28 protein-coding genes are annotated in these 24,474 nt (G+C 55.5%); 26 read left to right on the forward strand and 2 right to left on the reverse strand.

The window, feature by feature from the left end:
• The first annotated feature begins 70 nt into the window (after positions 1–70).
• The 17 genes from eutS (at position 71) to eutR (ending at position 14,930) form a co-directional block, all read left to right on the forward strand.
• Complete coding sequence (gene eutS, locus OGY71_RS07235) at positions 71–406, forward strand: ethanolamine utilization microcompartment protein EutS (RefSeq protein WP_003037995.1); 336 nt, start codon at positions 71–73, stop codon at positions 404–406.
• 12 nt (positions 407–418) lie between these two features.
• Complete coding sequence (gene eutP, locus OGY71_RS07240; protein ID WP_003037998.1) at positions 419–898, forward strand: ethanolamine utilization acetate kinase EutP; 480 nt, start codon at positions 419–421, stop codon at positions 896–898.
• Positions 876–1,574 carry an ethanolamine utilization acetate kinase EutQ gene (eutQ, locus tag OGY71_RS07245; RefSeq protein ID WP_032944171.1) on the forward strand — a complete coding sequence of 233 codons (699 nt, stop codon included), beginning with the start codon at positions 876–878 and terminating at the stop codon, positions 1,572–1,574. The genes eutP and eutQ overlap by 23 nt, the downstream gene beginning before the upstream one ends.
• Before the next feature lie 9 nt (positions 1,575–1,583).
• A complete protein-coding gene (gene eutT / locus OGY71_RS07250; RefSeq protein WP_063941691.1) occupies positions 1,584–2,387 on the forward strand; it encodes an ethanolamine utilization cob(I)yrinic acid a,c-diamide adenosyltransferase EutT in 804 nt (267 codons plus the stop codon).
• Positions 2,384–3,400, forward strand: a complete 1,017-nt coding sequence (gene pta, locus OGY71_RS07255; RefSeq protein ID WP_032944169.1) for a phosphate acetyltransferase — start codon at positions 2,384–2,386, stop codon at positions 3,398–3,400. Before eutT ends, pta begins: the two co-directional genes overlap by 4 nt.
• 36 nt (positions 3,401–3,436) lie before the next feature.
• Positions 3,437–3,730, forward strand: coding sequence for an ethanolamine utilization microcompartment protein EutM (gene eutM / locus OGY71_RS07260; RefSeq protein WP_003835054.1), 294 nt, complete (start codon positions 3,437–3,439; stop codon positions 3,728–3,730).
• 114 nt (positions 3,731–3,844) lie between these two features.
• On the forward strand, positions 3,845–4,132 hold the full coding sequence (gene eutN, locus OGY71_RS07265; RefSeq protein ID WP_003038011.1) for an ethanolamine utilization microcompartment protein EutN: 288 nt from the start codon (positions 3,845–3,847) through the stop codon (positions 4,130–4,132).
• Positions 4,133–4,143: 11 nt separating this feature from the next.
• Positions 4,144–5,547 carry an aldehyde dehydrogenase family protein gene (locus tag OGY71_RS07270; protein ID WP_003835050.1) on the forward strand — a complete coding sequence of 468 codons (1,404 nt, stop codon included), beginning with the start codon at positions 4,144–4,146 and terminating at the stop codon, positions 5,545–5,547.
• 12 nt (positions 5,548–5,559) lie between these two features.
• The gene (eutJ, locus tag OGY71_RS07275; RefSeq protein WP_063941690.1) at positions 5,560–6,399 is read left to right on the forward strand and encodes an ethanolamine utilization protein EutJ; all 840 of its coding nucleotides are present in this window, start codon (positions 5,560–5,562) and stop codon (positions 6,397–6,399) included.
• A complete protein-coding gene (gene eutG / locus OGY71_RS07280; RefSeq protein ID WP_125112669.1) occupies positions 6,389–7,576 on the forward strand; it encodes an ethanolamine utilization ethanol dehydrogenase EutG in 1,188 nt (395 codons plus the stop codon). Before eutJ ends, eutG begins: the two co-directional genes overlap by 11 nt.
• A 119-nt stretch (positions 7,577–7,695) precedes the next feature.
• Positions 7,696–8,928 carry an ethanolamine utilization protein EutH gene (gene eutH, locus OGY71_RS07285; RefSeq protein WP_003835043.1) on the forward strand — a complete coding sequence of 411 codons (1,233 nt, stop codon included), beginning with the start codon at positions 7,696–7,698 and terminating at the stop codon, positions 8,926–8,928.
• On the forward strand, positions 8,925–10,328 hold the full coding sequence (gene eutA / locus OGY71_RS07290) for an ethanolamine ammonia-lyase reactivating factor EutA (RefSeq protein WP_286613042.1): 1,404 nt from the start codon (positions 8,925–8,927) through the stop codon (positions 10,326–10,328). The genes eutH and eutA overlap by 4 nt, the downstream gene beginning before the upstream one ends.
• 11 nt (positions 10,329–10,339) lie before the next feature.
• The gene (gene eutB, locus OGY71_RS07295; protein ID WP_003038029.1) at positions 10,340–11,701 is read left to right on the forward strand and encodes an ethanolamine ammonia-lyase subunit alpha; all 1,362 of its coding nucleotides are present in this window, start codon (positions 10,340–10,342) and stop codon (positions 11,699–11,701) included.
• A gap of 20 nt (positions 11,702–11,721) precedes the next feature.
• A complete protein-coding gene (gene eutC / locus OGY71_RS07300) occupies positions 11,722–12,618 on the forward strand; it encodes an ethanolamine ammonia-lyase subunit EutC (RefSeq protein ID WP_008785418.1) in 897 nt (298 codons plus the stop codon).
• A gap of 9 nt (positions 12,619–12,627) precedes the next feature.
• Positions 12,628–13,287 (forward strand): ethanolamine utilization microcompartment protein EutL, encoded by a 660-nt coding sequence (gene eutL / locus OGY71_RS07305; protein WP_063941688.1) that lies wholly within the window; start codon positions 12,628–12,630, stop codon positions 13,285–13,287.
• A gap of 11 nt (positions 13,288–13,298) precedes the next feature.
• On the forward strand, positions 13,299–13,829 hold the full coding sequence (gene eutK, locus OGY71_RS07310) for an ethanolamine utilization microcompartment protein EutK (RefSeq protein WP_003835033.1): 531 nt from the start codon (positions 13,299–13,301) through the stop codon (positions 13,827–13,829).
• 48 nt (positions 13,830–13,877) lie between these two features.
• Positions 13,878–14,930, forward strand: a complete 1,053-nt coding sequence (gene eutR / locus OGY71_RS07315) for an HTH-type transcriptional regulator EutR (protein WP_003835032.1) — start codon at positions 13,878–13,880, stop codon at positions 14,928–14,930.
• Between the two features lie 95 nt (positions 14,931–15,025).
• Here the strand turns inward: eutR and hemF are convergent, their stop codons facing one another.
• Complete coding sequence (gene hemF / locus OGY71_RS07320; RefSeq protein ID WP_003835030.1) at positions 15,026–15,925, reverse strand: oxygen-dependent coproporphyrinogen oxidase; 900 nt, start codon at positions 15,923–15,925, stop codon at positions 15,026–15,028.
• 2 nt (positions 15,926–15,927) lie between these two features.
• On the reverse strand, positions 15,928–16,797 hold the full coding sequence (gene amiA / locus OGY71_RS07325) for an N-acetylmuramoyl-L-alanine amidase AmiA (RefSeq protein WP_003038046.1): 870 nt from the start codon (positions 16,795–16,797) through the stop codon (positions 15,928–15,930).
• 212 nt (positions 16,798–17,009) lie between these two features.
• On the opposite strand from amiA, the gene OGY71_RS07330 reads away from it, so the two are divergent.
• From OGY71_RS07330 to cysA, 9 genes are all read left to right on the forward strand, one after another.
• A complete protein-coding gene (locus OGY71_RS07330; RefSeq protein WP_003038048.1) occupies positions 17,010–17,435 on the forward strand; it encodes a GNAT family acetyltransferase in 426 nt (141 codons plus the stop codon).
• A complete protein-coding gene (locus OGY71_RS07335) occupies positions 17,422–17,871 on the forward strand; it encodes a DUF2919 domain-containing protein (RefSeq protein ID WP_003835027.1) in 450 nt (149 codons plus the stop codon). Before OGY71_RS07330 ends, OGY71_RS07335 begins: the two co-directional genes overlap by 14 nt.
• Before the next feature lie 59 nt (positions 17,872–17,930).
• Positions 17,931–18,506 (forward strand): RpoE-regulated lipoprotein, encoded by a 576-nt coding sequence (locus OGY71_RS07340; RefSeq protein ID WP_003835025.1) that lies wholly within the window; start codon positions 17,931–17,933, stop codon positions 18,504–18,506.
• Positions 18,507–18,599: 93 nt separating this feature from the next.
• On the forward strand, positions 18,600–19,499 hold the full coding sequence (gene yfeX / locus OGY71_RS07345; RefSeq protein ID WP_003835022.1) for a porphyrinogen peroxidase: 900 nt from the start codon (positions 18,600–18,602) through the stop codon (positions 19,497–19,499).
• Between the two features lie 172 nt (positions 19,500–19,671).
• Positions 19,672–20,463, forward strand: a complete 792-nt coding sequence (gene ucpA / locus OGY71_RS07350; RefSeq protein ID WP_003835020.1) for an SDR family oxidoreductase UcpA — start codon at positions 19,672–19,674, stop codon at positions 20,461–20,463.
• 156 nt (positions 20,464–20,619) lie between these two features.
• Positions 20,620–21,636 (forward strand): thiosulfate/sulfate ABC transporter substrate-binding protein CysP, encoded by a 1,017-nt coding sequence (cysP, locus tag OGY71_RS07355; RefSeq protein WP_003835019.1) that lies wholly within the window; start codon positions 20,620–20,622, stop codon positions 21,634–21,636.
• Positions 21,637–22,470 carry a sulfate/thiosulfate ABC transporter permease CysT gene (gene cysT / locus OGY71_RS07360; RefSeq protein ID WP_003038061.1) on the forward strand — a complete coding sequence of 278 codons (834 nt, stop codon included), beginning with the start codon at positions 21,637–21,639 and terminating at the stop codon, positions 22,468–22,470. It abuts the gene before it with no gap.
• Positions 22,470–23,345 carry a sulfate/thiosulfate ABC transporter permease CysW gene (gene cysW / locus OGY71_RS07365; protein ID WP_003038064.1) on the forward strand — a complete coding sequence of 292 codons (876 nt, stop codon included), beginning with the start codon at positions 22,470–22,472 and terminating at the stop codon, positions 23,343–23,345. The genes cysT and cysW overlap by 1 nt, the downstream gene beginning before the upstream one ends.
• Complete coding sequence (gene cysA, locus OGY71_RS07370; protein WP_003038066.1) at positions 23,335–24,432, forward strand: sulfate/thiosulfate ABC transporter ATP-binding protein CysA; 1,098 nt, start codon at positions 23,335–23,337, stop codon at positions 24,430–24,432. The genes cysW and cysA overlap by 11 nt, the downstream gene beginning before the upstream one ends.
• Positions 24,433–24,474: the final 42 nt, after the last annotated feature.

Consider the following 24,474-nt stretch of genomic DNA (forward strand, 5'->3'; position numbering starts at 1 on the left):
GCCGAATTTTGTTATTTACTCTGACAAAAAATTGCCACGATGAGGGCAGTTTTAGCGGAGGCGGTGAGCAATGGAAAAAGAACGCATTATTCAGGAATTTGTGCCGGGGAAACAGGTCACGCTGGCGCATCTCATTGCGCACCCCGGCGAGGAATTAGCGAAAAAGATCGGCGTTCCCGAAGCGGGTGCCATCGGCATCATGACGCTGACGCCAGGTGAAACCGCGATGATTGCCGGTGATTTAGCCATGAAGGCGGCAGATGTACATATCGGCTTTCTCGATAGATTCAGCGGTGCGCTGGTTATCTACGGCTCAGTAGGCGCGGTAGAGGAAGCGTTATTACAGACGGTAAGCGGTCTGGGTCGGTTATTAAATTTCACTTTGTGCAATCTGACAAAAAGTTAATCAGAGGCGGCGATGAAACGTATTGCGTTTGTCGGTACGGTGGGGGCGGGGAAAACAACGCTCTTTAATGCGCTACAGGGGAATTATTCCCTCGCCCGAAAAACTCAGGCCGTGGAGTTTAATGAAAATGGCGATATCGACACGCCAGGGGAATATTTCAGCCATCCACGCTGGTATCACGCCTTAATTACCACGCTGCAGGATGTCGATACGTTGATTTATATACACGCGGCAAATGATAAAGAAAGTCGCTTACCTGCCGGGCTGTTGGATATCGGCGCCAGTAAACGACAAATCGCCGTTATCAGTAAAACGGACATGCCGGATGCCGACGTCGCCGCAACGCGACAACTACTTCGCGGGATGGGGTTTCAGGAGCCGATTTTTGAGCTCAATAGCCATGACCCGCGCAGCGTGCAGCACCTGGTGGATTATCTGACTGAGCTCAGCCAAAAGGAGGAAAGGGCAGGTGAAAAAACTCATCACAGCTAATGATATTCGTGCGGCCCACGCACGCGGCGAACAGGAAATGTCGGTTGTTCTGCGCGCCAGCATCATCACCCCGGAGGCGCGCGAAGTTGCGGAGCTGCTGGGCGTTACCATCAGTGAATGCGATGAATCCGCGCCAACTGCTGCTGTACCGGCGGCGGTTGATGATGGCAAAACGGAAAGCCAGCGCATTCGCGAAACCATCATTGCGCAGTTACCGGAAGGGCAGTTTACCGAAAGCCTGGTCGCCCAGCTGATGGACAAAGTTATGAAGGAGAAGCAGTCGCTGGAACAGGGCGGAATGCAGCCGAGTTTTAACTCGGTAACCGGCAAAGGCGGCGTCAAAGTCATCGACGGCAGCAGCGTGAAGTTTGGTCGTTTTGACGGCGCGCAGCCGCACTGCGTGGGCTTAACCGATCTGGTGACCGACCAGGACGGTAGCAGTATGGCCGCCGGGTTTATGCAGTGGGATAACGCCTTTTTCCCATGGACGCTGAACTACGACGAAATCGACATGATTCTGGAAGGCGAGCTGCACGTTCGCCACGAAGGCGAAACCATGATTGCAAAAGCCGGGGACGTAATGTTTATCCCGAAAGGTTCCAGCATCGAATTTGGTACGCCATCGACGGTGAAGTTTCTGTATGTGGCCTGGCCTGCGAACTGGCAGTCCTGCTAAGGCGGATGTATGAAGGATTTCATTACCGAAGCATGGCTCAGAGCGAATCATACGCTCAGCGAAGGGGCTGAAATTCATCTCCCCGCTGACGCTCGCCTGACGCCGTCTGCCCGGGAATTACTGGAAAGCCGACATCTGCGTATTAAGTTTATCGACGAGCAGGGCAGCCTGTTTATTGATGACGAAGAACAGCAGCCGCAGCCGGTGCATGGATTAACCAGCAGCGATACACATCCACAGGCCAGCTGCGAACTGTGTCATCAACCGGTGGTGAAGAAACCGGACACCCTGACGCATCTGACGGCGGACAAGATGGTCGCCAAAAGCGATCCGCGTCTGGGATTTCGCGCCGCGCTGGACAGCACCATCGCCCTGGCCGTGTGGTTGCAGATTGAGATGGCAGAACCGTGGCAGCCGTGGCTGGCGGATATCCGCTCGCGCCTGGGCAATATTATGCGCGCTGATGCCATGGATGAGCCGCTGGCAGCACAAGCTGTCGTGGGTTTAAGTGACGAAGATTTACACCGTCTTTCGCATCAACCGCTGCGCTATCTGGACCACGACCATCTGGTGCCGGAGGCCAGCCACGGACGTGATTGCGCGCTGCTTAATTTGCTGCGTACCAAAGTCCGTGAAACGGAGACGGTGGCGGCCCAGGTGTTCATCACTCGCAGTTTTGAGGTTATGCGACCGGACATTATGCAGGCGCTCAATCGCCTTTCCAGTACGGTCTACGTGATGATGATTCTGAGCGTTGCGAAGCATCCGCTGACGGTTAACCAAATTCAACAGCGACTGGGGGAGAAGCAATGATCATTGAACGTGCTCGTCAACTCGCCCAACGCTCACCTGCACGGGTGGTGTTCCCGGATGCGCTGGATGTCCGGGTGCTGAAGGCGGCGAATTACCTGCATCAGCACGGTCTGGCACATCCCATTCTCGTCGCCAGTCCGTTTGCGCTGCGCCAGTTTGCCCTCAGCCACCGGGTGGCAATGGATGGTATTCAGGTTATCGATCCGCAAAGCAATCAGCCAATGCGCGAAGAGTTTGCGCTGCGCTGGCTGGCCCGCGCGGGAGATAAAACGCCTGCGGATGCGCTGGAAAAACTCAACGATCCGCTGATGTTCGCCGCTGCAATGGTCAGCGCGGGTAAAGCTGACGTCTGTATTGCCGGCAATCTCTCATCAACAGCGAACGTGCTGCGTGCCGGATTACGCATTATCGGGCTACAGCCTGGCTGTAAAACGCTGTCGTCAATTTTCCTGATGCTGCCGCAGTACCTTGGGCCGTCATTAGGCTTTGCCGATTGCAGCGTCGTACCGCAGCCCACCGCCGCACAGTTGGCGGATATTGCGATTGCCAGCGCACAGACATGGCAGGCGATCACTGGTGAAGAGCCGCGCGTCGCCATGCTGTCGTTTTCAAGCAATGGCAGTGCTCGCCATCCTAACGTCGCTAACGTGCAGCAGGCGACCGAGATCGTTCGTGAGCGTGCCCCGCAGCTTACCGTGGACGGAGAACTGCAATTTGATGCCGCCTTTGTTCCGGATGTCGCTGCGCAAAAAGCGCCCGCCAGTCCGTTAAAGGGCAATGCCAATGTGATGGTCTTCCCATCGCTCGAGGCAGGCAATATTGGCTACAAAATCGCTCAGCGTCTGGGAGGGTATCGCGCAGTAGGTCCGTTGATTCAAGGGCTTGCCGCACCGCTTCATGATCTCTCTCGTGGCTGTAGCGTACAGGAAATTATCGAACTGGCGTTGGTGGCAGCAGTGCCGCGCCAGACTGACGTGAGTCGTGAAAACGCCTCACAAACACTGGTTGTTTAGGTCCCGTTCTGGACCCCTTAATGAGAGGAAAACACAATGGAAGCATTAGGAATGATTGAAACCCGGGGCCTGGTTGCACTGATTGAGGCTTCTGACGCAATGGTTAAAGCGGCACGCGTGAAACTGGTTGGCGTGAAGCAGATCGGTGGCGGTCTGGTCACTGCCATGGTCCGTGGCGACGTAGCGGCATGTAAAGCTGCAACGGACGCAGGTGCTGCGGCAGCACAGCGTATTGGCGAGCTGGTTTCAGTACACGTGATCCCACGTCCGCACGGCGATCTGGAAGAAGTGTTCCCGATCAGCTTTAAAGGCGACAGCAACGACATGTAAGTCGTCCATGTGACGCCACAGACTTCATTGCTGGCGTCACCCTCTCTCCTTTTCACATTACCTTCTGCGGAGGGTAGGGGGAGGTTTTACCTGAAATATGCCACGGAGGCGCGTATGAAACTGGCAATCGTTACAGGACAAATTGTTTGTACCGTACGCCATCAGGGGCTCGCGCACGACAAGTTGCTGATGGTGGAAATGATTGACGCCCAGGGAAATCCCGATGGGCAATGTGCTGTTGCTATCGACAGCATCGGGGCGGGAACCGGAGAGTGGGTGCTGCTGGTCAGCGGAAGCTCCGCCCGTCAGGCGCACCGGAATGAATCATCGCCTGTCGATCTGTGCGTGATTGGCATTGTCGATGAAGTGGTGGCAGGTGGTCAGGTGATCTTCCATAAATAAGGCAGAAAATCATGAATCAACAGGATATTGAACAGGTCGTGAAAGCGGTACTGCTGAAAATGAAAGACAGCAGCCAACCCGTCAGTGCCGTTCAAGAAATGGGCGTTTTTGCCTCCCTGGATGACGCAGTGGCGGCAGCAAAACTGGCCCAGCAGGGGCTGAAAAGCGTCGCCATGCGCCAACTGGCTATCACGGCTCTACGTGAGGCGGGCGAAAAGCACGCCAGAGAATTAGCGGAACTTGCCGTCACTGAAACCGGCATGGGACGTGTCGAAGATAAATTTGCCAAAAACGTGGCGCAGGCGCGCGGCACGCCGGGTGTGGAATGCCTGTCTCCACAGGTTCTGACCGGCGATAACGGTCTGACGCTGATTGAAAACGCGCCGTGGGGCGTGGTGGCCTCGGTAACCCCATCCACCAACCCGGCCGCGACCGTCATTAACAACGCCATCAGCCTGATTGCCGCTGGTAACAGCGTGGTTTTCGCACCGCATCCGGCGGCGAAAAAAGTCTCTCAGCGCGCTATCACTCTGCTTAACCAGGCGGTGGTTGCCGCAGGCGGTCCGGCAAACCTGTTGGTGACGGTTGCCAACCCGGATATCGAGACTGCCCAGCGTCTGTTCAAGTACCCAGGTATCGGCCTGCTGGTGGTGACCGGTGGTGAAGCCGTAGTGGACGCCGCGCGTAAGCACACCAACAAACGTCTGATTGCCGCTGGTGCGGGTAATCCGCCAGTGGTGGTTGATGAAACGGCTGACCTGGCACGCGCGGCGCAGTCGATAGTCAAAGGTGCATCGTTTGACAACAACATCATCTGCGCCGACGAAAAAGTGCTGATCGTGGTCGATAGCGTCGCTGATGAACTGATGCGTCTGATGGAAAGCCAGCATGCGGTGAAACTGACCGCGGCTCAGGCCGAACAGCTGCAGCCGGTGCTGCTGAAAAATATCGATGAGCGCGGTAAAGGCACAGTCAGTCGTGACTGGGTCGGGCGCGATGCCGGAAAAATCGCTGCGGCGATTGGTCTGAACGTACCGGAGCAAACCCGTCTGTTATTCGTCGAAACCTCCGCGACGCATCCGTTTGCCGTTACCGAACTGATGATGCCGGTGCTGCCGGTCGTACGGGTTGCCAACGTCGATGAAGCCATTGAACTGGCGGTCAAGCTGGAAGGCGGCTGCCACCATACGGCGGCGATGCACTCACGCAATATCGAAAATATGAACCGTATGGCAAACGCTATTGATACCAGCATCTTCGTTAAGAACGGACCGTGCATTGCCGGTCTTGGACTGGGCGGTGAAGGCTGGACCACGATGACCATTACCACACCAACCGGGGAAGGGGTGACCAGTGCGCGTACGTTTGTGCGTCTGCGTCGCTGTGTGTTGGTAGACGCCTTCAGAATTGTATAAGGAGTAAATGAGATGGCGCACGACGAACAACGTTGGTTGACACCCAGACTGCTAAAAGCGGCAACGCTATGTAACCAGACGCCCGCAAAGAGCGATTCACCGCTGTGGTTGGGCATTGATTTGGGAACGTGTGATGTGGTGTCGATGGTTGTGGACAGTGACGGACAGCCGGTCGCGGTTTGCCTGGACTGGGCCGATGTCGTGCGCGATGGCATCGTCTGGGATTTCTTTGGTGCGGTGACCATCGTTCGTCGCCATCTCGATACGCTCGAACAACAGCTGGGTTGCCGTTTTACCCATGCGGCAACCTCGTTTCCACCGGGAACTGACCCACGCATCTCTATTAACGTGCTGGAGTCTGCCGGGCTTGAAGTGAGCCATGTCCTCGACGAACCAACCGCGGTGGCGGATCTGTTGCAGCTTGATAACGCCGGAGTGGTGGATATTGGTGGTGGCACTACCGGGATTGCAATTGTTAAACAGGGAAAAGTGACTTACTCCGCTGATGAAGCGACCGGCGGGCACCATATCTCTCTGACGCTGGCCGGGAACCGTCGTATCCAGTTGGAGGAAGCCGAGCAGTACAAGCGCAGCAATGGCAAAGAAATCTGGCCGGTGGTGAAGCCTGTCTACGAAAAGATGGCAGAAATCGTGGCGCACCATATTGCCGGACAGAGTGTCGCTGATTTGTGGCTGGCGGGTGGCTCCTGTATGCAGCCGGGCGTTGATGAACTGTTCCGTAAGCGTTTCCCGGAACTGCAGGTGCATTTACCCCAGCACAGCCTGTTTATGACTCCGCTGGCGATTGCAAACAGCGGAAAAGAAAAAGCGGAAGGAATCTATGCAAGCTGAATTGCAGACCGCGCTCTTTCAGGCATTCGATACCCTGAATCTGCAACGCGTAAAAACGTTTAGCGTTCCCCCGGTTACGTTATGTGGACTGGGAGCGCTCAGTACCTGCGGACAGGAAGCACAAACGCGCGGACTGACGCATATGTTCGTCATGGTTGACAGCTTTCTGCATCAGGCGGGGATGACCGCCGCACTGGAGCGCAGCCTGGCGATGAAAGGTGTGGCAATGACGCTGTGGCCTTGTCCGGTAGGTGAACCGTGCATTACGGACGTCTGCGCGGCAGTCGCGCAACTGCGTGAATCAAAGTGCGACGGTGTCGTGGCTTTCGGCGGCGGTTCCGTGCTGGATGCCGCCAAGGCAGTGGCGTTGCTGGTGACCAATCCTACCCAGACGCTGGCTGACATGGACGAGCGTAGCGTGTTACGCCCGCGTCTGCCGCTGATTGCCGTACCGACTACCGCCGGAACGGGTTCAGAAACCACGAACGTCACGGTGATTATCGACGCCGTGACCGGACTCAAAAAAGTGCTGGCCCACGCAACCCTGATGCCGGATGTGGCGATCCTTGACGCCGCATTGACGGAAGGCGTGCCTGCACACGTAACGGCGATGACTGGGATTGATGCACTGACGCACGCCGTTGAAGCGTATAGCGCGCTGAACGCGACGCCGTTTACCGACAGCCTGGCGATTGGCGCGATAGCGATGATCGGTAAATCGCTGCCGAAGGCCGTCGGCTACGGTCAGGATCTGGCGGCGCGCGAAAGCATGCTGCTGGCTTCCTGTATGGCCGGGATGGCGTTTTCCAGCGCTGGGCTTGGCCTGTGCCATGCGATGGCGCACCAGCCGGGGGCGACGTTGCACATTCCACACGGACAGGCTAACGCCATGCTGCTTCCTACGGTAATGGGGTTCAACCGCATGGTGTGTCGTGAGCGCTTCAGCCATATCGGACGCGCGTTAACCAACAAGAAATCGGACGATCGTGATGCTATCAACGCGGTCAGCGAGTTGATTAGCGAAGTGGGCCAGACCAAACGACTCTCTGACGTTGGGGCAAAGCCCGAGCAGTACAGCGCATGGGCTCACGCTGCGCTGGAGGATATTTGTATTCGCAGTAACCCACGCACCGCCACGCAGGCACAGATCATCGACCTGTACGCGGCTGCTGGGTAATGCCTGTAGGCCGGATAAGGTGCTCGCACCGTCATCCGGCAATAACACGGCGTTAATGCCGGAGGCGACGTAAACGTCTTATCCGGCCTACAAATCACAAATGACAGGGAGTAGGGGCTATGGGAATTAACGAAATCATCATGTACATCATGATGTTCTTTATGCTGATTGCCGCCGTGGACAGGATCCTGTCGCAGTTCGGCGGTTCGGCACGCTTCCTCGGTAAATTCGGTAAGAGTATTGAGGGATCGGGCGGCCAGTTTGAAGAAGGTTTTATGGCGATGGGCGCACTGGGTCTGGCGATGGTTGGTATGACCGCGCTGGCGCCGGTTCTGGCGCATGTGCTCGGGCCGGTGATTATTCCGCTGTATGAAATGTTGGGCGCGAACCCGTCGATGTTTGCCGGAACGCTGCTGGCGTGCGATATGGGCGGCTTCTTCCTGGCGAAAGAACTGGCGGGCGGCGACGTTGCGGCGTGGCTGTACTCTGGCCTGATCCTCGGGGCGATGATGGGGCCGACGCTGGTCTTCTCCATTCCGGTTGCGCTGGGGATTATTGAACCGTCTGACCGTCGTTATCTGGCGCTGGGCGTGCTGGCGGGTATTGTCACCATTCCGATTGGTTGTATTGCGGGCGGTTTGATTGCGATGTACTCCGGCGTCGAAATCAACGGGCAGCCGGTGGAGTTCACCTTCGCGCTGATCCTGATGAATATGATCCCGGTGTTGATCGTGGCTGTGCTGGTGGCGCTGGGACTGAAATTCATCCCGGAAAAAATGATCAACGGCTTCCAGATTTTCGCGAAATTCCTGGTGGCGCTGATCACCATCGGCCTGGCAGCAGCGGTGGTTAAATTCCTGCTCGGCTGGGAGCTGATCCCAGGTCTTGATCCTATCTTCATGGCTCCGGGCGACAAGCCGGGTGAAGTGATGCGCGCCATCGAAGTTATCGGTTCTATTTCCTGCGTACTGCTCGGTGCGTATCCAATGGTACTGCTGCTGACTCGCTGGTTTGAAAAACCGCTGATGAGTGTCGGTAACCTGTTAAAAATCAATAATATTGCGGCTGCTGGTATGGTCGCGACGCTGGCGAACAACATTCCAATGTTCGGCATGATGAAGAATATGGATACCCGCGGCAAAGTGATCAACTGCGCCTTTGCGGTCTCCGCGGCCTTTGCACTGGGTGACCACTTAGGCTTCGCCGCTGCCAATATGAACGCGATGATCTTCCCGATGATTGTCGGCAAGTTGATTGGCGGCGTGACGGCGATTGGTGTGGCTATGCTGTTAGTACCGAAAGATGAAGATGTGCCAGCAGAAGTAGAAACCAACCCGGAGGCGCAATCGTGAATACTCGCCAGCTACTGAGCGTCGGTATCGATATCGGCACCACTACCACTCAGGTGATTTTCTCGCGCCTTGAACTGGTTAACCGTGCGGCAGTGTCGCAGGTGCCGCGCTACGAATTCATCAAACGCGAAATTAGCTGGCAAAGCCCGGTGTTCTTTACCCCCGTTGATAAGCAGGGCGGGTTGAAAGAGGCCGAACTTAAGGCGCTGATCCTCGCCCAGTATCAGGCGGCGGGTATTGCGCCTGAGACTGTCGATTCCGGCGCGATCATCATCACCGGAGAAAGTGCCAAAACCCGAAATGCGCGTCCGGCGGTGATGGCGCTCTCTCAGTCTCTGGGGGACTTCGTGGTTGCCAGCGCCGGTCCGCATCTGGAATCGGTGATTGCCGGTCACGGCGCGGGGGTACAAACCCTGTCCGAGCAGAAGTTGTGCCGCGTACTGAATATCGACATCGGTGGCGGTACGTCGAACTACGTTCTGTTCGATGCCGGAAAGGTCAGCGGTTCGGCTTGCCTCAACGTCGGCGGACGACTGCTGGAAACGGACGGCCAGGGGCGAGTAGTGCATGCGCATCAGCCGGGGCAGATGATTGTTGATGACGTATTTGGTCCGGGCACTGATGCCCGAACCCTCAATGCGGTGCAGCTTGTCCAGGTAGCCCGACGGATGGCGGCGCTGATTGTGGAGGTGATTGACGGCACGTTATCACCGCTGGCGCAGGCGCTGATGCAAACCGGCCTGTTACCGGCGGGCGTGAGGCCGGAAGTGATTACGTTGTCCGGCGGGGTGGGCGAGTGCTACCGCAACCAACCCGCCGACCCGTTCTGTTTTTCCGACATTGGCCCGCTGTTAGCGACGGCGCTGCATGAACATCCGCGCCTGCGTGAGATGAACGTGCAGTTCCCGGCGCAAACCGTGCGCGCCACGGTGATTGGCGCTGGTGCGCATACGCTGTCGCTTTCGGGCAGCACCATCTGGCTGGAAGGTGTGGCGCTTCCGCTGCGGAATCTGCCGGTGGCGATTCCGGTTGATGAGGCTGATTTGGTGGCCGCCTGGCAACAGGCGCTAATGCAGCTCGATCTGGACCCGCAAACGGACGCCTACGTGCTGGCGCTGCCCGGTTCACTGCCGGTGCGCTACGCCGCGCTGTTAACGGTGATTGATGCGCTGCTGGCCTTCGTCGCGCGCTATCCGAATCCGCATCCCCTGCTGGTGGTAGCCGAGCAGGATTTTGGTAAGGCCCTGGGCATGCTGTTACGCCCACAGTTACAGCAACACCCGCTGGCAGTCATCGATGAGGTGGTTGTCCGGGCGGGGGACTATATCGACATTGGTACGCCTCTTTTTGGCGGATCGGTTGTGCCGGTGACGGTGAAATCACTCGCATTTCCTTCCTGAGGGAACGACTTATGAAACTAAAGACCACATTGTTCGGCAATGTTTATCAGTTTAAGGATGTTAAAGAGGTGCTGGCAAAAGCCAACGAACTGCGTTCGGGGGATGTGCTGGCAGGAGTGGCTGCAACCAGTTCGCAGGAACGCGTGGCGGCCAAGCAGGTACTGTCGGAAATGACGGTGGCGGATATCCGCAATAACCCGGTGATTTCCTATGAAGAGGACTGTGTAACGCGTCTGATTCAGGATGACGTCAACGAAACGGCCTATAACCGCATCAAAAACTGGAGCATCAGCGAGCTGCGCGAGTACGTGTTGAGCGATGAAACCTCCGTTGATGACATTGCGTTTACGCGTAAAGGGTTAACGTCGGAGGTTGTCGCCGCGGTAGCAAAAATTTGCTCCAACGCGGACCTGATCTACGGCGGTAAGAAAATGCCGGTGATCAAAAAGGCCAATACCACCATCGGTCTGCCGGGCACCTTCAGCTGCCGTTTACAGCCGAACGACACCCGTGATGACGTGCAGAGTATTGCGGCACAAATCTACGAAGGGCTGTCCTTCGGGGCGGGCGATGCGGTGATTGGTGTTAACCCGGTAACGGATGACGTGGAAAACTTAAGCCGCGTACTGGATACCGTGTACGGCGTTATCGACAAATTCAACATCCCGACCCAGGGCTGCGTACTGGCACACGTGACTACCCAGATCGAAGCGATTCGTCGCGGTGCGCCGGGCGGGCTGATTTTCCAGAGTATCTGCGGTAGCGAAAAAGGCTTAAAAGAGTTTGGCGTTGAGCTGGCCATGCTGGATGAAGCTCGTGCAGTGGGCGCTGAGTTCAACCGTATCGCCGGGGAAAACTGCCTGTACTTCGAAACCGGGCAAGGGTCTGCGCTTTCCGCGGGCGCGAACTTCGGCGCCGATCAGGTGACGATGGAAGCGCGTAACTACGGGCTGGCACGCCACTACGATCCGTTCCTGGTGAACACCGTGGTGGGCTTTATCGGGCCGGAGTATCTCTACAACGACCGTCAGATTATTCGCGCGGGTCTGGAAGATCACTTTATGGGCAAGCTGAGCGGCATCTCGATGGGCTGCGACTGCTGCTACACCAACCATGCTGATGCTGACCAGAACCTTAACGAAAACCTGATGATTCTGCTCGCCACCGCTGGCTGCAACTACATCATGGGCATGCCGCTCGGTGACGACATCATGCTCAACTATCAGACCACCGCCTTCCACGACACCGCGACCGTGCGTCAGCTGCTGAACCTGCGTCCGTCGCCGGAGTTTGAACGTTGGCTGGAAACCATGGGCATTATGGCAAACGGTCGCCTGACCAAACGGGCGGGCGATCCGTCACTGTTCTTCTGATGACGCGGGGATGACACACGATGGATCAAAAACAGATTGAAGAAATTGTACGCAGCGTAATGGCGTCAATGGGTGAGTCTCAACCGCAGGCTCAAGAACCGTCAGCACCAGCAAAATGCAGCACCACGCAGTGCGCCGCGCCGACCGGTGAAAGCTGCGCGATGGACTTAGGCTCAGCCGAAGCCAAAGCATGGATTGGCGTAGAGAATCCGCACCGTGCAGAGGTGTTGACTGAACTTCGCCGTAGCACCGCTGCGCGTGTATGTACCGGTCGTGCCGGTCCTCGTCCGCGTACCCAGGCGCTGCTGCGTTTCCTGGCTGACCACTCACGTTCGAAAGATACGGTATTGAAAGAAGTGCCGGAAGAGTGGGTAAAAGCCCAGGGGCTGCTGGAAGTGCGCTCGGAAATCAGCGACAAAAACCTGTATCTGACGCGTCCGGACATGGGGCGTCGTCTGAGTGCGGAAGCCATTGAAGCACTGAAATCACAGTGTGTAATGAATCCGGATGTGCAGGTGATTATTTCTGATGGCCTGTCTACCGACGCGATTACCGCCAACTACGAAGAGATCCTGCCGCCGCTGTTGTCGGGCTTAAAACAGGCTGGATTGAAAGTCGGGACGCCGTTCTTTGTTCGCTATGGGCGCGTGAAAATCGAAGATCAGATCGGCGAACTGCTGGGTGCAAAAGCGGTAATCCTGCTGGTTGGTGAACGTCCGGGCCTCGGTCAGTCGGAAAGTCTTTCTTGCTACGCCGTCTATTCGCCGCGTGTGGCAACCACCGTTGAGGCTGACCGTACCTGCATCTCGAACATTCACCAGGGCGGTACGCCTCCGGTTGAAGCGGCAGCAGTAATTGTGGATTTGGCCAAGCGCATGCTGGAGCAAAAAGCATCCGGCATCAATATGACCCGTTAAGGAGGCATCATGCCAGCATTAGATTTGATTAGACCTTCAGTCACCGCGATGCGCGTGATTGCCTCGGTTAATGACGGTTTTGCCCGCGAACTTAAGTTGCCGCCACATATACGTAGCCTCGGACTCATCACAGCAGATTCTGATGACGTGGCGTATATTGCCGCAGACGAAGCGACAAAACAGGCGATGGTCGAAGTGGTTTATGGCCGCTCGCTGTATGCCGGTGCGGCGCACAGTCCTTCTCCAACATCGGGCGAAGTGCTGATTATGCTCGGTGGACCAAACCCGGCCGAAGTTCGCGCGGGTCTGGACGCGATGGTGGCCAATATTGAAAGCGGGGCGGCATTCCAGTGGGCGAATGACGCAGAAGATACCGCCTTCCTGGCGCATGTGGTTTCGCGTACCGGTTCGTATCTCTCCGCAACCGCGGGATGCCGACTGGGTGATCCGATGGCGTATCTGGTAGCTCCGCCGCTGGAAGCGACATTTGGTATTGATGCTGCGCTGAAATCTGCCGATGTACAACTGGTGACCTATGTACCACCGCCGTCAGAAACTAACTATTCAGCCGCGTTTTTGACCGGTAGCCAGGCCGCTTGTAAAGCCGCATGTAACGCCTTTACCGATGCCGTTCTGGATATTGCCCGTAATCCAATCCAGCGCGCGTAAGAGAGGTAGTGATGATCAATGCACTGGGATTACTGGAAGTGGATGGCATGGTGGCTGCCGTGGACGCGGCCGATGCCATGCTGAAAGCCGCGAACGTGCGTCTGCTTAGCCACGAAGTGCTCGATCCTGGTCGGCTGACGCTGGTGGTGGAAGGCGATCTGGCGGCATGCCGCGCAGCGCTGGATGCTGGCAGTGCAGCCGCAGCGCGTACGGGCCGTGTTATCAGCCGTAAGGAAATAGGCCGGCCGGACGATGACACCCAGTGGCTGATCGGCGGTTTTAAACGCCAGCCGAAGAAACCTGAACAGAAGCCAGAAGCGAAAACAGAAGTGAAACCAGAGAAGACACAGGACGCCCCAGTGACGTCTGAATCCTCTGCCCAACTTCTGACGCTGTTAGCATCGGTCCGTCAAGGAATGACGGCAGGGGAAGTGGCTGCCCACTTTGGCTGGTCACTTGATGAAGCCAGAAATGCGCTGGAACAGCTCTTTTCTGATGGAGCGTTGCGTAAACGCAGTAGTCGCTACCGCTTAAAAAATTAACTTGTCGGAGGGCCGGGGGCTTCGTTGAAGCTTCCGGCTTAAAAGATCATGAAAAAGAACCGTACTGCAAACTTGCACCATCTTTATCATGAAGTATTACCCGAAGACGTTAAACTGACGCCGAAAGTGGAAGTGGACAACGTTCACCAACGGCGAACAACGGATGTGTATGAGCATGCGCTGACGATTACCGCCTGGCAGCAGATCTACGACCAGTTGCATCCGGGAAAATTTCATGGCGAGTTCACGGAAATCCTGCTCGATGATATTCAGGTGTTCCGTGAATACACCGGACTGGCGCTGCGTCAGTCGTGCCTTGTCTGGCCAAACTCATTTTGGTTTGGCATTCCGGCCACGCGCGGCGAGCAGGGATTTATTGGTACCCAGTGTTTGGGTAGCGCTGAAATTGCCACCCGCCCAGGCGGGACGGAGTTTGAACTGAGTACGCCGGATGATTACACCATTTTGGGTGTCGTCATTTCGGAAGAGGCCATTGCTCGTCAGGCCAACTTCCTGCATAACCCGGAAAGGGTGTTGCATATGCTGCGCAATCAGTCGGCGCTGGAAGTTAAAGAACAACACAAAGCCGCGCTATGGGGCTTTGTACAGCAGGCGCTGGCGACGTTTAGTGAGAATCCTGAAAACCTTCACCAACCCGCGGTGCGTAAAGTGTTGGGGGATAACCTGCTGCTGGCGATGGGCACCATGCTGGAAGAAGCGCAGCCGATTATGACTGCGGAGAGCATCAGCCATCAGAGTTATCGTCGCTTGCTGTCGCGTGCGCGCGAATATGTGCTGGAAAATATGTCAGAGCCGCTGACCGTGCTCGACTTATGCAATCAACTGCACGTTAGCCGCCGGACATTGCAAAACGCCTTTCACGCGATCCTCGGTATTGGCCCGAATGCATGGTTGAAACGTATTCGCCTGAACGCCGTGCGCCGTGAGTTAATAAGCCCATGGTCGCAGAGTGCGACGGTGAAAGACGCCGCCATGCAGTGGGGATTCTGGCATTTAGGGCAATTTGCCACCGACTACCAGCAGCTGTTTGCGGAGAAACCATCGTTGACGCTGCATCAGCGTATGCGCCAGTGGGCATGATGAGACTATTATGCCGGATGCGACGCTAACGCGTCTTATCCGGCCTACGGGTTTGCCGTTGTTGTAGGCCTGATAAGCGTAGCGCCATCAGGCAATTACACCCAGTCGCGGACCTGAATAAACTCGCTAAGGGCAGCTTCCGGGCTGTTTGCTTCCGGCTGCCAGTCATACTCCCAGCGTACCAGCGGCGGCATCGACATCAGAATCGATTCCGTGCGTCCGCCGGTTTGCAAACCGAACAACGTGCCGCGATCCCACACCAGATTAAATTCCACATAGCGCCCACGACGATAAAGCTGGAAATTACGCTCGCGCTCGCCCCAGCTCATCATTTTGCGGCGTTCGACGATGGGCAGATACGCCTCGGTGTAACCTTGACCTACTGCCTGCATAAAAGCGAAGCAGTGGTCGAAATCAGGGGTATTCAAATCATCGAAAAACAGCCCGCCAATGCCGCGCTGCTCGTTGCGGTGCTTGAGGAAGAAGTAGTCATCGCACCACTTTTTGTAACGTGGATAAACGTCATCGCCAAACGGCTGGCACAGATCCCGCGCCGTGCGATGCCAGTGAACCGCATCCTCATCAAAGCCGTAGTAGGGCGTTAAGTCAAAGCCGCCGCCAAACCACCACACGGGATCGGCCCCCGGTTTTTCCGCGATAAAAAACCGTACGTTGGCATGGCTGGTTGGAATGTAGGGATTCTGCGGGTGCACCACCAGCGAGACGCCCATCGCTTCAAAGCTGCGCCCGGCAAGCTCCGGGCGATGCGCGGTAGCTGAGGCCGGCATAGCATCGCCGTGGACGTGAGAGAAATTAACGCCTGCTTGCTCGAAAATACCGCCGTTACGCAACACCCGACTGCGCCCACCGCCGCCCGCTTCGCGTTGCCAGTTATCCTCAACAAATTCGCTGCCGTCTACGGTGGATAACTGCTGACAAATCTCCTCCTGCAGGCTGAGCAGGAACTGTTTTACGCGCTGTGCATCGGGCTTCATGGTTAACGTTTCTTCGAGTGGGCTTTCTGGTTATCAAACCAGTGGAAATAGCTGATGATGCCATTGGCGATAGCGGTGGCGATTTTCTGACGAAACGCCGCCGTACCCAGCAATCGTTCTTCTTCCGGGTTGGTGATGAACGAGGTTTCGACCAGGACCGACGGAATCGAAGGTGATTTTAGCACCACGAAGGCGGCCTGTTCCGTGCTGCGACTGTGCAGACGGTGTACCGGCTTGATCTTCTTAAGAATATGCGAGCCTAACGTCAGGCTGTTTTTTATGGTGTCAGTTTGCACCAGATCGAACAGCACCTGCTGCAACAAATGATCTTTGTCAGTGGCCTTCTTTCCGGCGACTTCATCGGCCCGGTTTTCACGATCGGACAGATATTTCGCCATGGCGCTACTGGCGCCGCGATTGGATAAGGCAAAGACCGAAGCACCTGCAGCGCTCGGATTGGTAAAACCGTCGGCGTGGATCGACATGAACAGATCGGCACCATGCTTGTGGGCGATCTCGACGCGATCGTAGAGCGGAATAAACGTATCGCCGGAGCGGGTCAGGCGAGCATCAATCCCCTGGTTGCGTAGGATCGAGCGCACGTTTTTGGCAATAGCTAACACAACGTGCTTTTCTTTCGAGCCGTTGCGACCAATTGCGCCGGTATCAATCCCTCCGTGCCCCGGATCAAGGACAACAACGCGCTTAGCACCGGATTTTTTCGCTTTCGGTTTGCTGTGTCCATTGCTGGTCTTTAGCGCTTCTTCTTTAGCGATGGCTTGTGACATGCCTGACAGCGTCAGGGCGGCCAGCCCGGCTTTCAGCACCTGGCGGCGCGATGTGAGTGTTTTTAGTGGTTTAAAAGTGCTCATACGGCCTGAGTTGTAAAAAAAAGGTTCTAAACGTTATATCGTATCGCGTAGTCCGTTGCGACGGATCGAGATAAGAATTGTTTTACTTTTCATTTCAATACGTGACAATTCCGTATTATGCCATTTTTTCCGCCGCTTCGCGTCAGATATTGGCTAAATCAGCCGTTCGCGCCATAATCGCTTTTTAACGTCCTGAAAAGGTACCCAATACCATGGAAATACGCGTTTTTCGCCAGGAAGATTTCGAAGAGGTGATTACCCTCTGGGAGCGTTGTGATTTGCTGCGTCCATGGAACGACCCCGAAATGGACATCGAACGTAAAGTCAATCATGACGTCAGCTTGTTCCTCGTTGCTGAAGTGAACGGCGAGGTGGTCGGCACGGTGATGGGCGGATACGACGGGCATCGCGGTTCCGCCTATTACCTGGGCGTGCATCCTGAGTTTCGCGGACGCGGTATTGCCAATGCGCTGCTCAACCGGCTGGAGAAAAAGCTCATTGCCCGCGGTTGTCCGAAGATTCAAATCATGGTGCGTGACGATAACGACGTCGTACAGGGCATGTATGAACGTCTGGGCTATGAACATGCGGATGTACTCAATCTGGGCAAGCGTTTGATCGAAGATGAAGAGTACTGAGTTTCATCCGGCCGACTATGATGGTCATGGGCGTCTGCGCCTGCCTTTTCTCTTCTGGTGCGTACTGCTGTTGCAGGCACGCACCTGGGTTTTGTTTGTGATTGCCGGTTCTTCCCGTGAGCAGGGCAACACCTTGCTGAATCTGTTTTATCCCGATCATGACGCATTCTGGCTGGGGTTGCTTCCCGGCGTTCCCGCCGTGTTGGCGTTTTTACTCAGCGGGCGACGCTTTGCGTTTCCGGTGATCTGGCGCTGGCTGCGCGGATTATTGATTCTCGCTCAACTAGTGCTGCTGTGCTGGCAGCCGGTGATGTGGCTGGCAGGCGATCCGCTCAATGGCGTCGGACTGGCGCTGCTGGTGGCGGATATTGTCGCGCTGATCTGGCTGTTAACCAATCAACGTCTGCGCGCCTGTTTTTCCCTTGAGAAAGAATAACGGCACTTTTTGGGGAAACCGGACTCCAAGCAACGTTGATAAATAAGGAAGGAAGTGAAATGAAATCACTGCGTTTGACTTTATGCGCGATGCCGCTGCTACTGGCCGGGTGTTCAACGTTGTCCTCGGTGAACTGGTCTGCCGCCAATCCGTGGAACTGGTTTGGTTCTTCAACGCAGGTCACAGAGCAGGGCGTCGGAGCGTTAACGGGCGCTACGCCGCTGGATGAAAAAGCCATTGCTGATGCGCTGGACGGTGATTACCGCCTGCGTAGCGGAATGAAGACCGATAACGGTAATGTGGTGCGCTTCTATGAAGCGATGAAAGACGACAAGCTGGCGATAGTCATCAACGGCAGCCAGGGAACCATCAGTCGTATTGATATATTAGATCACGATATTTCGTCAGCCGCGGGTGTCGAAATCGGTACACCGTTTAGCGACCTTTACACTAAAGCTTTCGGTAATTGCCAAAAAGCAACCGGCGATGACAGCGCGGGCGTTGAGTGTAAAGCTGAGGGAAGTCAACATATTAGCTATATTTTTTCCGGTGAATGGAGCGGGCCTGAGGATATAATGCCGTCTGACGACACGCTGAAAGCGTGGAAAGTAAGCAAAATTATCTGGCGGCGTTAATTTGCGTCTGAACAAATCGGCTTGTTAAAAAAACAGGTAGAATAGCGCCCATCAATGCCACGATGTCGTGGCATCTTTTTTTCAGGAGGAACAATGTCTCAGGTTCAGAGTGGCATTTTGCCAGAACATTGCCGTGCGGCGATTTGGATTGAAGCCAATGTTAAAGGCGACGTTGATGCCCTGCGTGCGGCCAGCAAAACCTTCGCCGATAAGCTGGCGACCTTTGAAGCTAAGTTCCCGGATGCGCATCTGGGCGCGGTTGTCGCTTTTGGCAACAACACCTGGCGTGCATTGAGCGGCGGCGTCGGTGCTGAAGAGTTAAAAGACTTTATCCCTTACGGTAAAGGTCTGGCACCAGCAACCCAATATGACGTGTTGATCCATATTCTCTCTTTGCGTCATGACGTGAATTTCTCCGTTGCGCAGGCGGCAATGGAAGCATTTGGCGACTGTATTGAAGTCAAAGAAGAAATCCACGGTTTCCGTTGGGTCGAAGAGCGCGATCTCAGCGGCTTTGTTGACGGTACGGAAAATCCGGCAGGCGAAGAAACGCGCCGTGAAGTTGCCGTTATCAAAGATGGCGTGGATGCCGGTGGCAGCTATGTGTTTGTACAGCGTTGGGAACATAACCTGAAGCAGCTTAATCGCATGAGCATCCATGACCAGGAAATGATGATTGGTCGCACCAAGGAAGCCAACGAAGAGATCGACGGTGATGACCGTCCGGTCACCTCTCACCTGAGCCGTGTTGACCTCAAAGAAGACGGTAAAGGGCTGAAAATTGTGCGCCAGAGCCTGCCATACGGTACTGCCAGCGGCACGCATGGTCTCTATTTCTGCGCCTACTGCGCTCGTCTGCACAACATTGAACAACAATTGCTGAGCATGTTTGGTGACACTGACGGTAAGCGTGATGCGATGCTGCGCTTCACCAAACCGGTAACCGGCGGCTATTACTTTGCACCGTCGCTGGACCGTTTAATGGCGCTGTAATGGTGAGCTGATCCTGTTATCGGCCACGAAATAGACATCCCCGCATCGTCGGGGATTTTTTTTACCTGAGATTAACCTGATTTAGTGAGCTATTCCTCAGCACTAATTTGTTATTGCTGTATCTTCTGCGTGAATGAAGCGAAGGCTTCATATTCAAAAGGAGAATATTGAAATGGGAAAACTCACGGGCAAAACAGCATTGATTACGGGCGCATCTCAGGGTATTGGCGAGGGTATCGCCAGAACGTTTGCCCGCCATGGTGCGAACTTAATCCTGCTGGATATCTCCGATGAGATTGAAAAACTGGCGGATGAGTTGGCTGGACGTGGGCACCGTTGCACAGCCGTTCACGCTGACGTCAGAGATTTTGCGTCGGTCAAGGAAGCGGTGACGCGCGCGAAGCAGATTGAAGGCAAAATCGATATTCTGGTGAACAATGCCGGCGTATGCCGCCTCGGCAACTTCCTTGATATGAGCGATGAAGATCGCGATTTTCACATTGATATCAACATTAAAGGCGTCTGGAACGTGACGAAAGCCGTTCTGCCGGAGATGATTGCGCGCAAAGATGGGCGCATCGTGATGATGTCATCGGTGACCGGCGATATGGTTGCTGACCCGGGCGAAACGGCCTACGCGCTGTCGAAAGCCGCGATCATCGGTTTGACCAAATCCCTGGCGGTAGAATATGCGCAGTCCGGCATTCGCGTGAATGCCATTTGCCCTGGCTACGTTCGTACGCCGATGGCGGAAAGCATTGCGCGTCAGTCTAACCCGGAAGATCCTGAATCCGTTTTAGTCGAAATGGCTAAAGCGATCCCGATGCGTCGTCTGGCCTGCCCGCTTGAGGTCGGTGAACTGGCGGCGTTCCTGGCATCGGATGAGTCCAGTTATTTAACTGGCACGCAAAACGTGATTGATGGCGGCAGCACTTTGCCTGAAAGCGTAAGCGTTGGCGTCTGATCGACGCCTATCTCCTCCCCGGTAAATCTGGGGAGGTCTTCCTTATTCTCTTTTCAACTTTCAAATCATCAAACGGTATATAAAACCGTTACTCCTTTAGCACTGGTTATAAATATGATGACCATAAGAAAGTCATTTAATTTATAAGGGTGCGCAATGGCCGTTAACTTACTGAAAAAAAGAACACTGACGCTGGCAGCCATGCTGTTGCTGGTGGGGCAGGCGCAGGCAACAGAACTGTTGAACAGTTCATACGATGTTTCCCGCGAGCTGTTTGCCGCCCTTAATCCGCCGTTTGAACAGCAATGGGCGAAGGATAACGGCGGCGACAAACTGACGATTAAACAATCTCATGCCGGGTCATCAAAACAGGCGTTGGCGATTTTGCAGGGGCTGAAAGCTGACGTCGTGACCTATAACCAGGTGACCGACGTGCAGATCCTGCATGACAAAGGCAAGCTGATCCCTGCCGACTGGCAAAGCCGCCTGCCGAATAACAGTTCGCCATTCTATTCCACCATGGCGTTTTTGGTGCGTAAGGGCAACCCGAAGAATATCCATGAATGGAACGATCTGGTTCGCCCGGACGTGAAGCTGATTTTCCCGAACCCGAAAACCTCCGGTAACGCACGCTATACCTATCTGGCAGCGTGGGGCGCGGCAGATAAAGCGGACGGTGGGGATAAAGCTAAAACCGAACAGTTCATGACCCAGTTTCTGAAAAACGTGGAAGTATTTGATACCGGCGGTCGTGGTGCAACTACCACCTTCGTGGAGCGCGGTCTGGGCGACGTACTGATTACCTTTGAATCGGAAGTGAACAATATCCGTAAACAGTATGAAGACCAGGGCTTCGAAGTGGTGGTGCCGAAGGTCAACATTCTGGCGGAGTTCCCGGTGGCCTGGGTAGATAAAAATGTGCAGGCCAACGGTACTGAAAAAGCGGCGAAAGCTTACCTGAATTGGCTGTACAGCCCGCAGGCGCAAACCATCATTACCGATTTCTACTACCGCGTGAATAACCCACAGGTAATGGACAAGCTGAAAGATAAATTCCCGCAGACCGAATTGTTCCGTGTGGAAGATAAGTTTGGCTCGTGGCCTGAAGTGATGAAAACACACTTTGTCAGCGGCGGTGAGCTGGACAAACTGCTGGCGGCGGGGCGTAAGTAAATGTTTGCTGTTTCTTCCCGACGCGTGCTGCCCGGCTTCACTTTGAGCCTGGGCACCAGCTTACTGTTTGTCTGCCTGATATTGCTGCTGCCGCTGAGCGCGCTGGTGATGCAACTGGCGCAAATGAGCTGGGCGCAATACTGGGATGTGATTACCAATCCGCAGGTGGTGGCGGCTTATAAAGTGACGCTGCTGTCGGCGTTTGTGGCGTCGATTTTTAACGGCGTGTTCGGTTTGCTGATGGCGTGGATATTAACCCGCTATCGCTTTCCGGGCCGTACGCTGTTGGATGCGCTGATGGACCTGCCGTTTGCACTGCCTACGGCGGTGGCAGGTCTGACGCTGGCGTCACTGTTTTCGGTTAATGGCTTCTACGGCGAGTGGCTGGCGAAGCTGGATATCAAGGTGACCTACACCTGGCTCGGTATCGCGGTAGCGATGGCCTTTACCAGCATTCCGTTTGTGGTGCGTACTGTGCAACCAGTACTGGAAGAGTTAGGCCCGGAATATGAAGAAGCAGCTGAAACACTCGGTGCTACGCGCTGGCAAAGTTTCCGTAAAGTAGTGCTGCCGGAGCTGTCTCCCGCGCTGGTGGCGGGCGTTGCGCTGTCGTTTACCCGCAGCCTCGGTGAGTTTGGCGCGGTTATTTTTATCGCCGGAAACATCGCATGGAAGACGGAAGTGACCTCGCTGATGATTTTTGTTCGCTTGCAGGAGTTTGACTACCCGGCCGCCAGCGCGATTGCTTCTGTGATCCTCGGGGCTTCGTTGTTGCTGCTGTTTTCAATTAACACTCTGCAAAGTCGCTTTGGTCGACGTGTGGTAGGTCACTGATGGCAGACATTACCCAATTGAAACGCTATGGCGCACCCCGCATCAACTGGGGGAAATGGTTCCTGATCGGCACGGGCATGCTGGTCTCCGCGTTTATTTTGCTGGTGCCGATGATTTACATCTTCGTGCAGGCGTTCAGCAAGGGATTAATGCCGGTATTACAGAATCTGGCGGACCCGGACATGCTGCATGCCATCTGGCTGACGGTGCTGATTGCGCTGATTGCGGTGCCGGTGAACCTGGTGTTTGGCGTGTTGCTGGCCTGGCTGGTGACCCGCTTTAACTTCCCCGGACGCCAACTATTGCTGACGTTGCTGGATATTCCATTTGCTGTCTCGCCGGTGGTTGCCGGCCTGGTCTATCTGCTGTTTTACGGCTCTAACGGCCCGCTTGGCGGATGGCTGGATGAGCATAACCTGCAAATTATGTTTGCCTGGCCGGGGATGGTGCTGGTGACAGTGTTCGTGACCTGTCCGTTTGTGGTGCGTGAGCTGGTGCCGGTGATGTTAAGCCAGGGTAGCAATGAAGATGAAGCGGCTGTGCTGCTTGGCGCGTCCGGCTGGCAGATGTTCCGCCGCGTGACGCTGCCGAATATCCGTTGGGCATTGCTGTACGGTGTGGTGTTGACCAACGCCCGTGCGATTGGTGAGTTTGGCGCGGTGTCAGTGGTTTCCGGCTCGATTCGCGGCGAAACCTTATCGCTGCCGCTACAGATTGAATTACTGGAGCAGGACTACAACACGGTCGGCTCCTTTACCGCCGCGGCGCTATTAACGCTGATGGCGATTATTACCCTGTTTTTGAAGAGCATGTTGCAATGGCGTCTGGAGAACCAGGAGAAACGCGCGCAGCAGGAGGAAAATCATGAGCATTGAGATTGCCAATATTAAGAAGTCTTTTGGTCGCACCCAGGTGCTGAACGATATCTCGCTGGATATTCCTTCAGGTCAGATGGTTGCGCTGCTGGGGCCGTCTGGCTCGGGCAAAACCACGCTGCTGCGCATTATTGCCGGGCTGGAGCATCAGTCCAGCGGGCATATCCGTTTTCACGGTACCGACGTTAGCCGATTGCACGCCCGCGACCGTAAGGTGGGGTTCGTGTTCCAGCACTATGCGCTGTTTCGTCATATGACCGTTTTCGACAATATCGCGTTTGGTCTGACGGTCCTGCCACGGCGTGAGCGCCCGAATGCGGCGGCCATCAAAGCAAAAGTGACCAAACTGCTGGAAATGGTTCAACTGGCTCATCTGGCGGACCGTTTTCCGGCACAGCTCTCCGGCGGCCAAAAACAGCGCGTGGCGTTGGCGCGTGCGCTGGCGGTAGAGCCGCAGATCCTGCTGCTCGACGAGCCGTTTGGCGCGCTTGATGCGCAGGTGCGTAAAGAACTGCGTCGCTGGCTGCGCCAGCTGCATGAAGAGCTGAAGTTTACCAGCGTGTTTGTGACCCACGACCAGGAAGAAGCAACGGAAGTCGCAGACCGCGTGGTGGTGATGAGCCAGGGGCATATCGAACAGGCTGATGCGCCAGATCAGGTATGGCGCGAACCGGCTACCCGTTTTGTTCTGGAATTTATGGGTGAGGTTAACCGCCTGCAGGGGACGATTCGCGGTGGGCAATTCCACGTGGGCGCACACCGCTGGCCGCTGGGTTATACGCCAGGCTATCAGGGACCGGTGGATTTGTTCCTGCGTCCGTGGGAAGTGGACGTGAGCCGTCGTACCAGCCTGGATTCGCCGTTGCCGGTACAGGTGCTGGAAGCCAGCCCGAAAGGACACTACACCCAATTAGTTGTGCAACCCCTGGGGTGGTACAACGAGCCGCTGACGGTCATCATGCAGGGCGATGATTCCCCAAGCCGCGGCGAACGTTTGTTTGTCGGGCTGCAAAATGCGCGTCTGTATAACGGCGACCAGCGTATTGAAACGCGGGAAGAGGAACTTGCCCTGGCGCAAAGCGCCTGATAGGTTAATTCGTATAGTTATCATCCGGTGGCGCTGTGCTTA

It is taken from the genome of Citrobacter sp. Cpo109, assembly GCF_030332565.1.
Lineage (GTDB): Bacteria > Pseudomonadota > Gammaproteobacteria > Enterobacterales > Enterobacteriaceae > Citrobacter > Citrobacter portucalensis.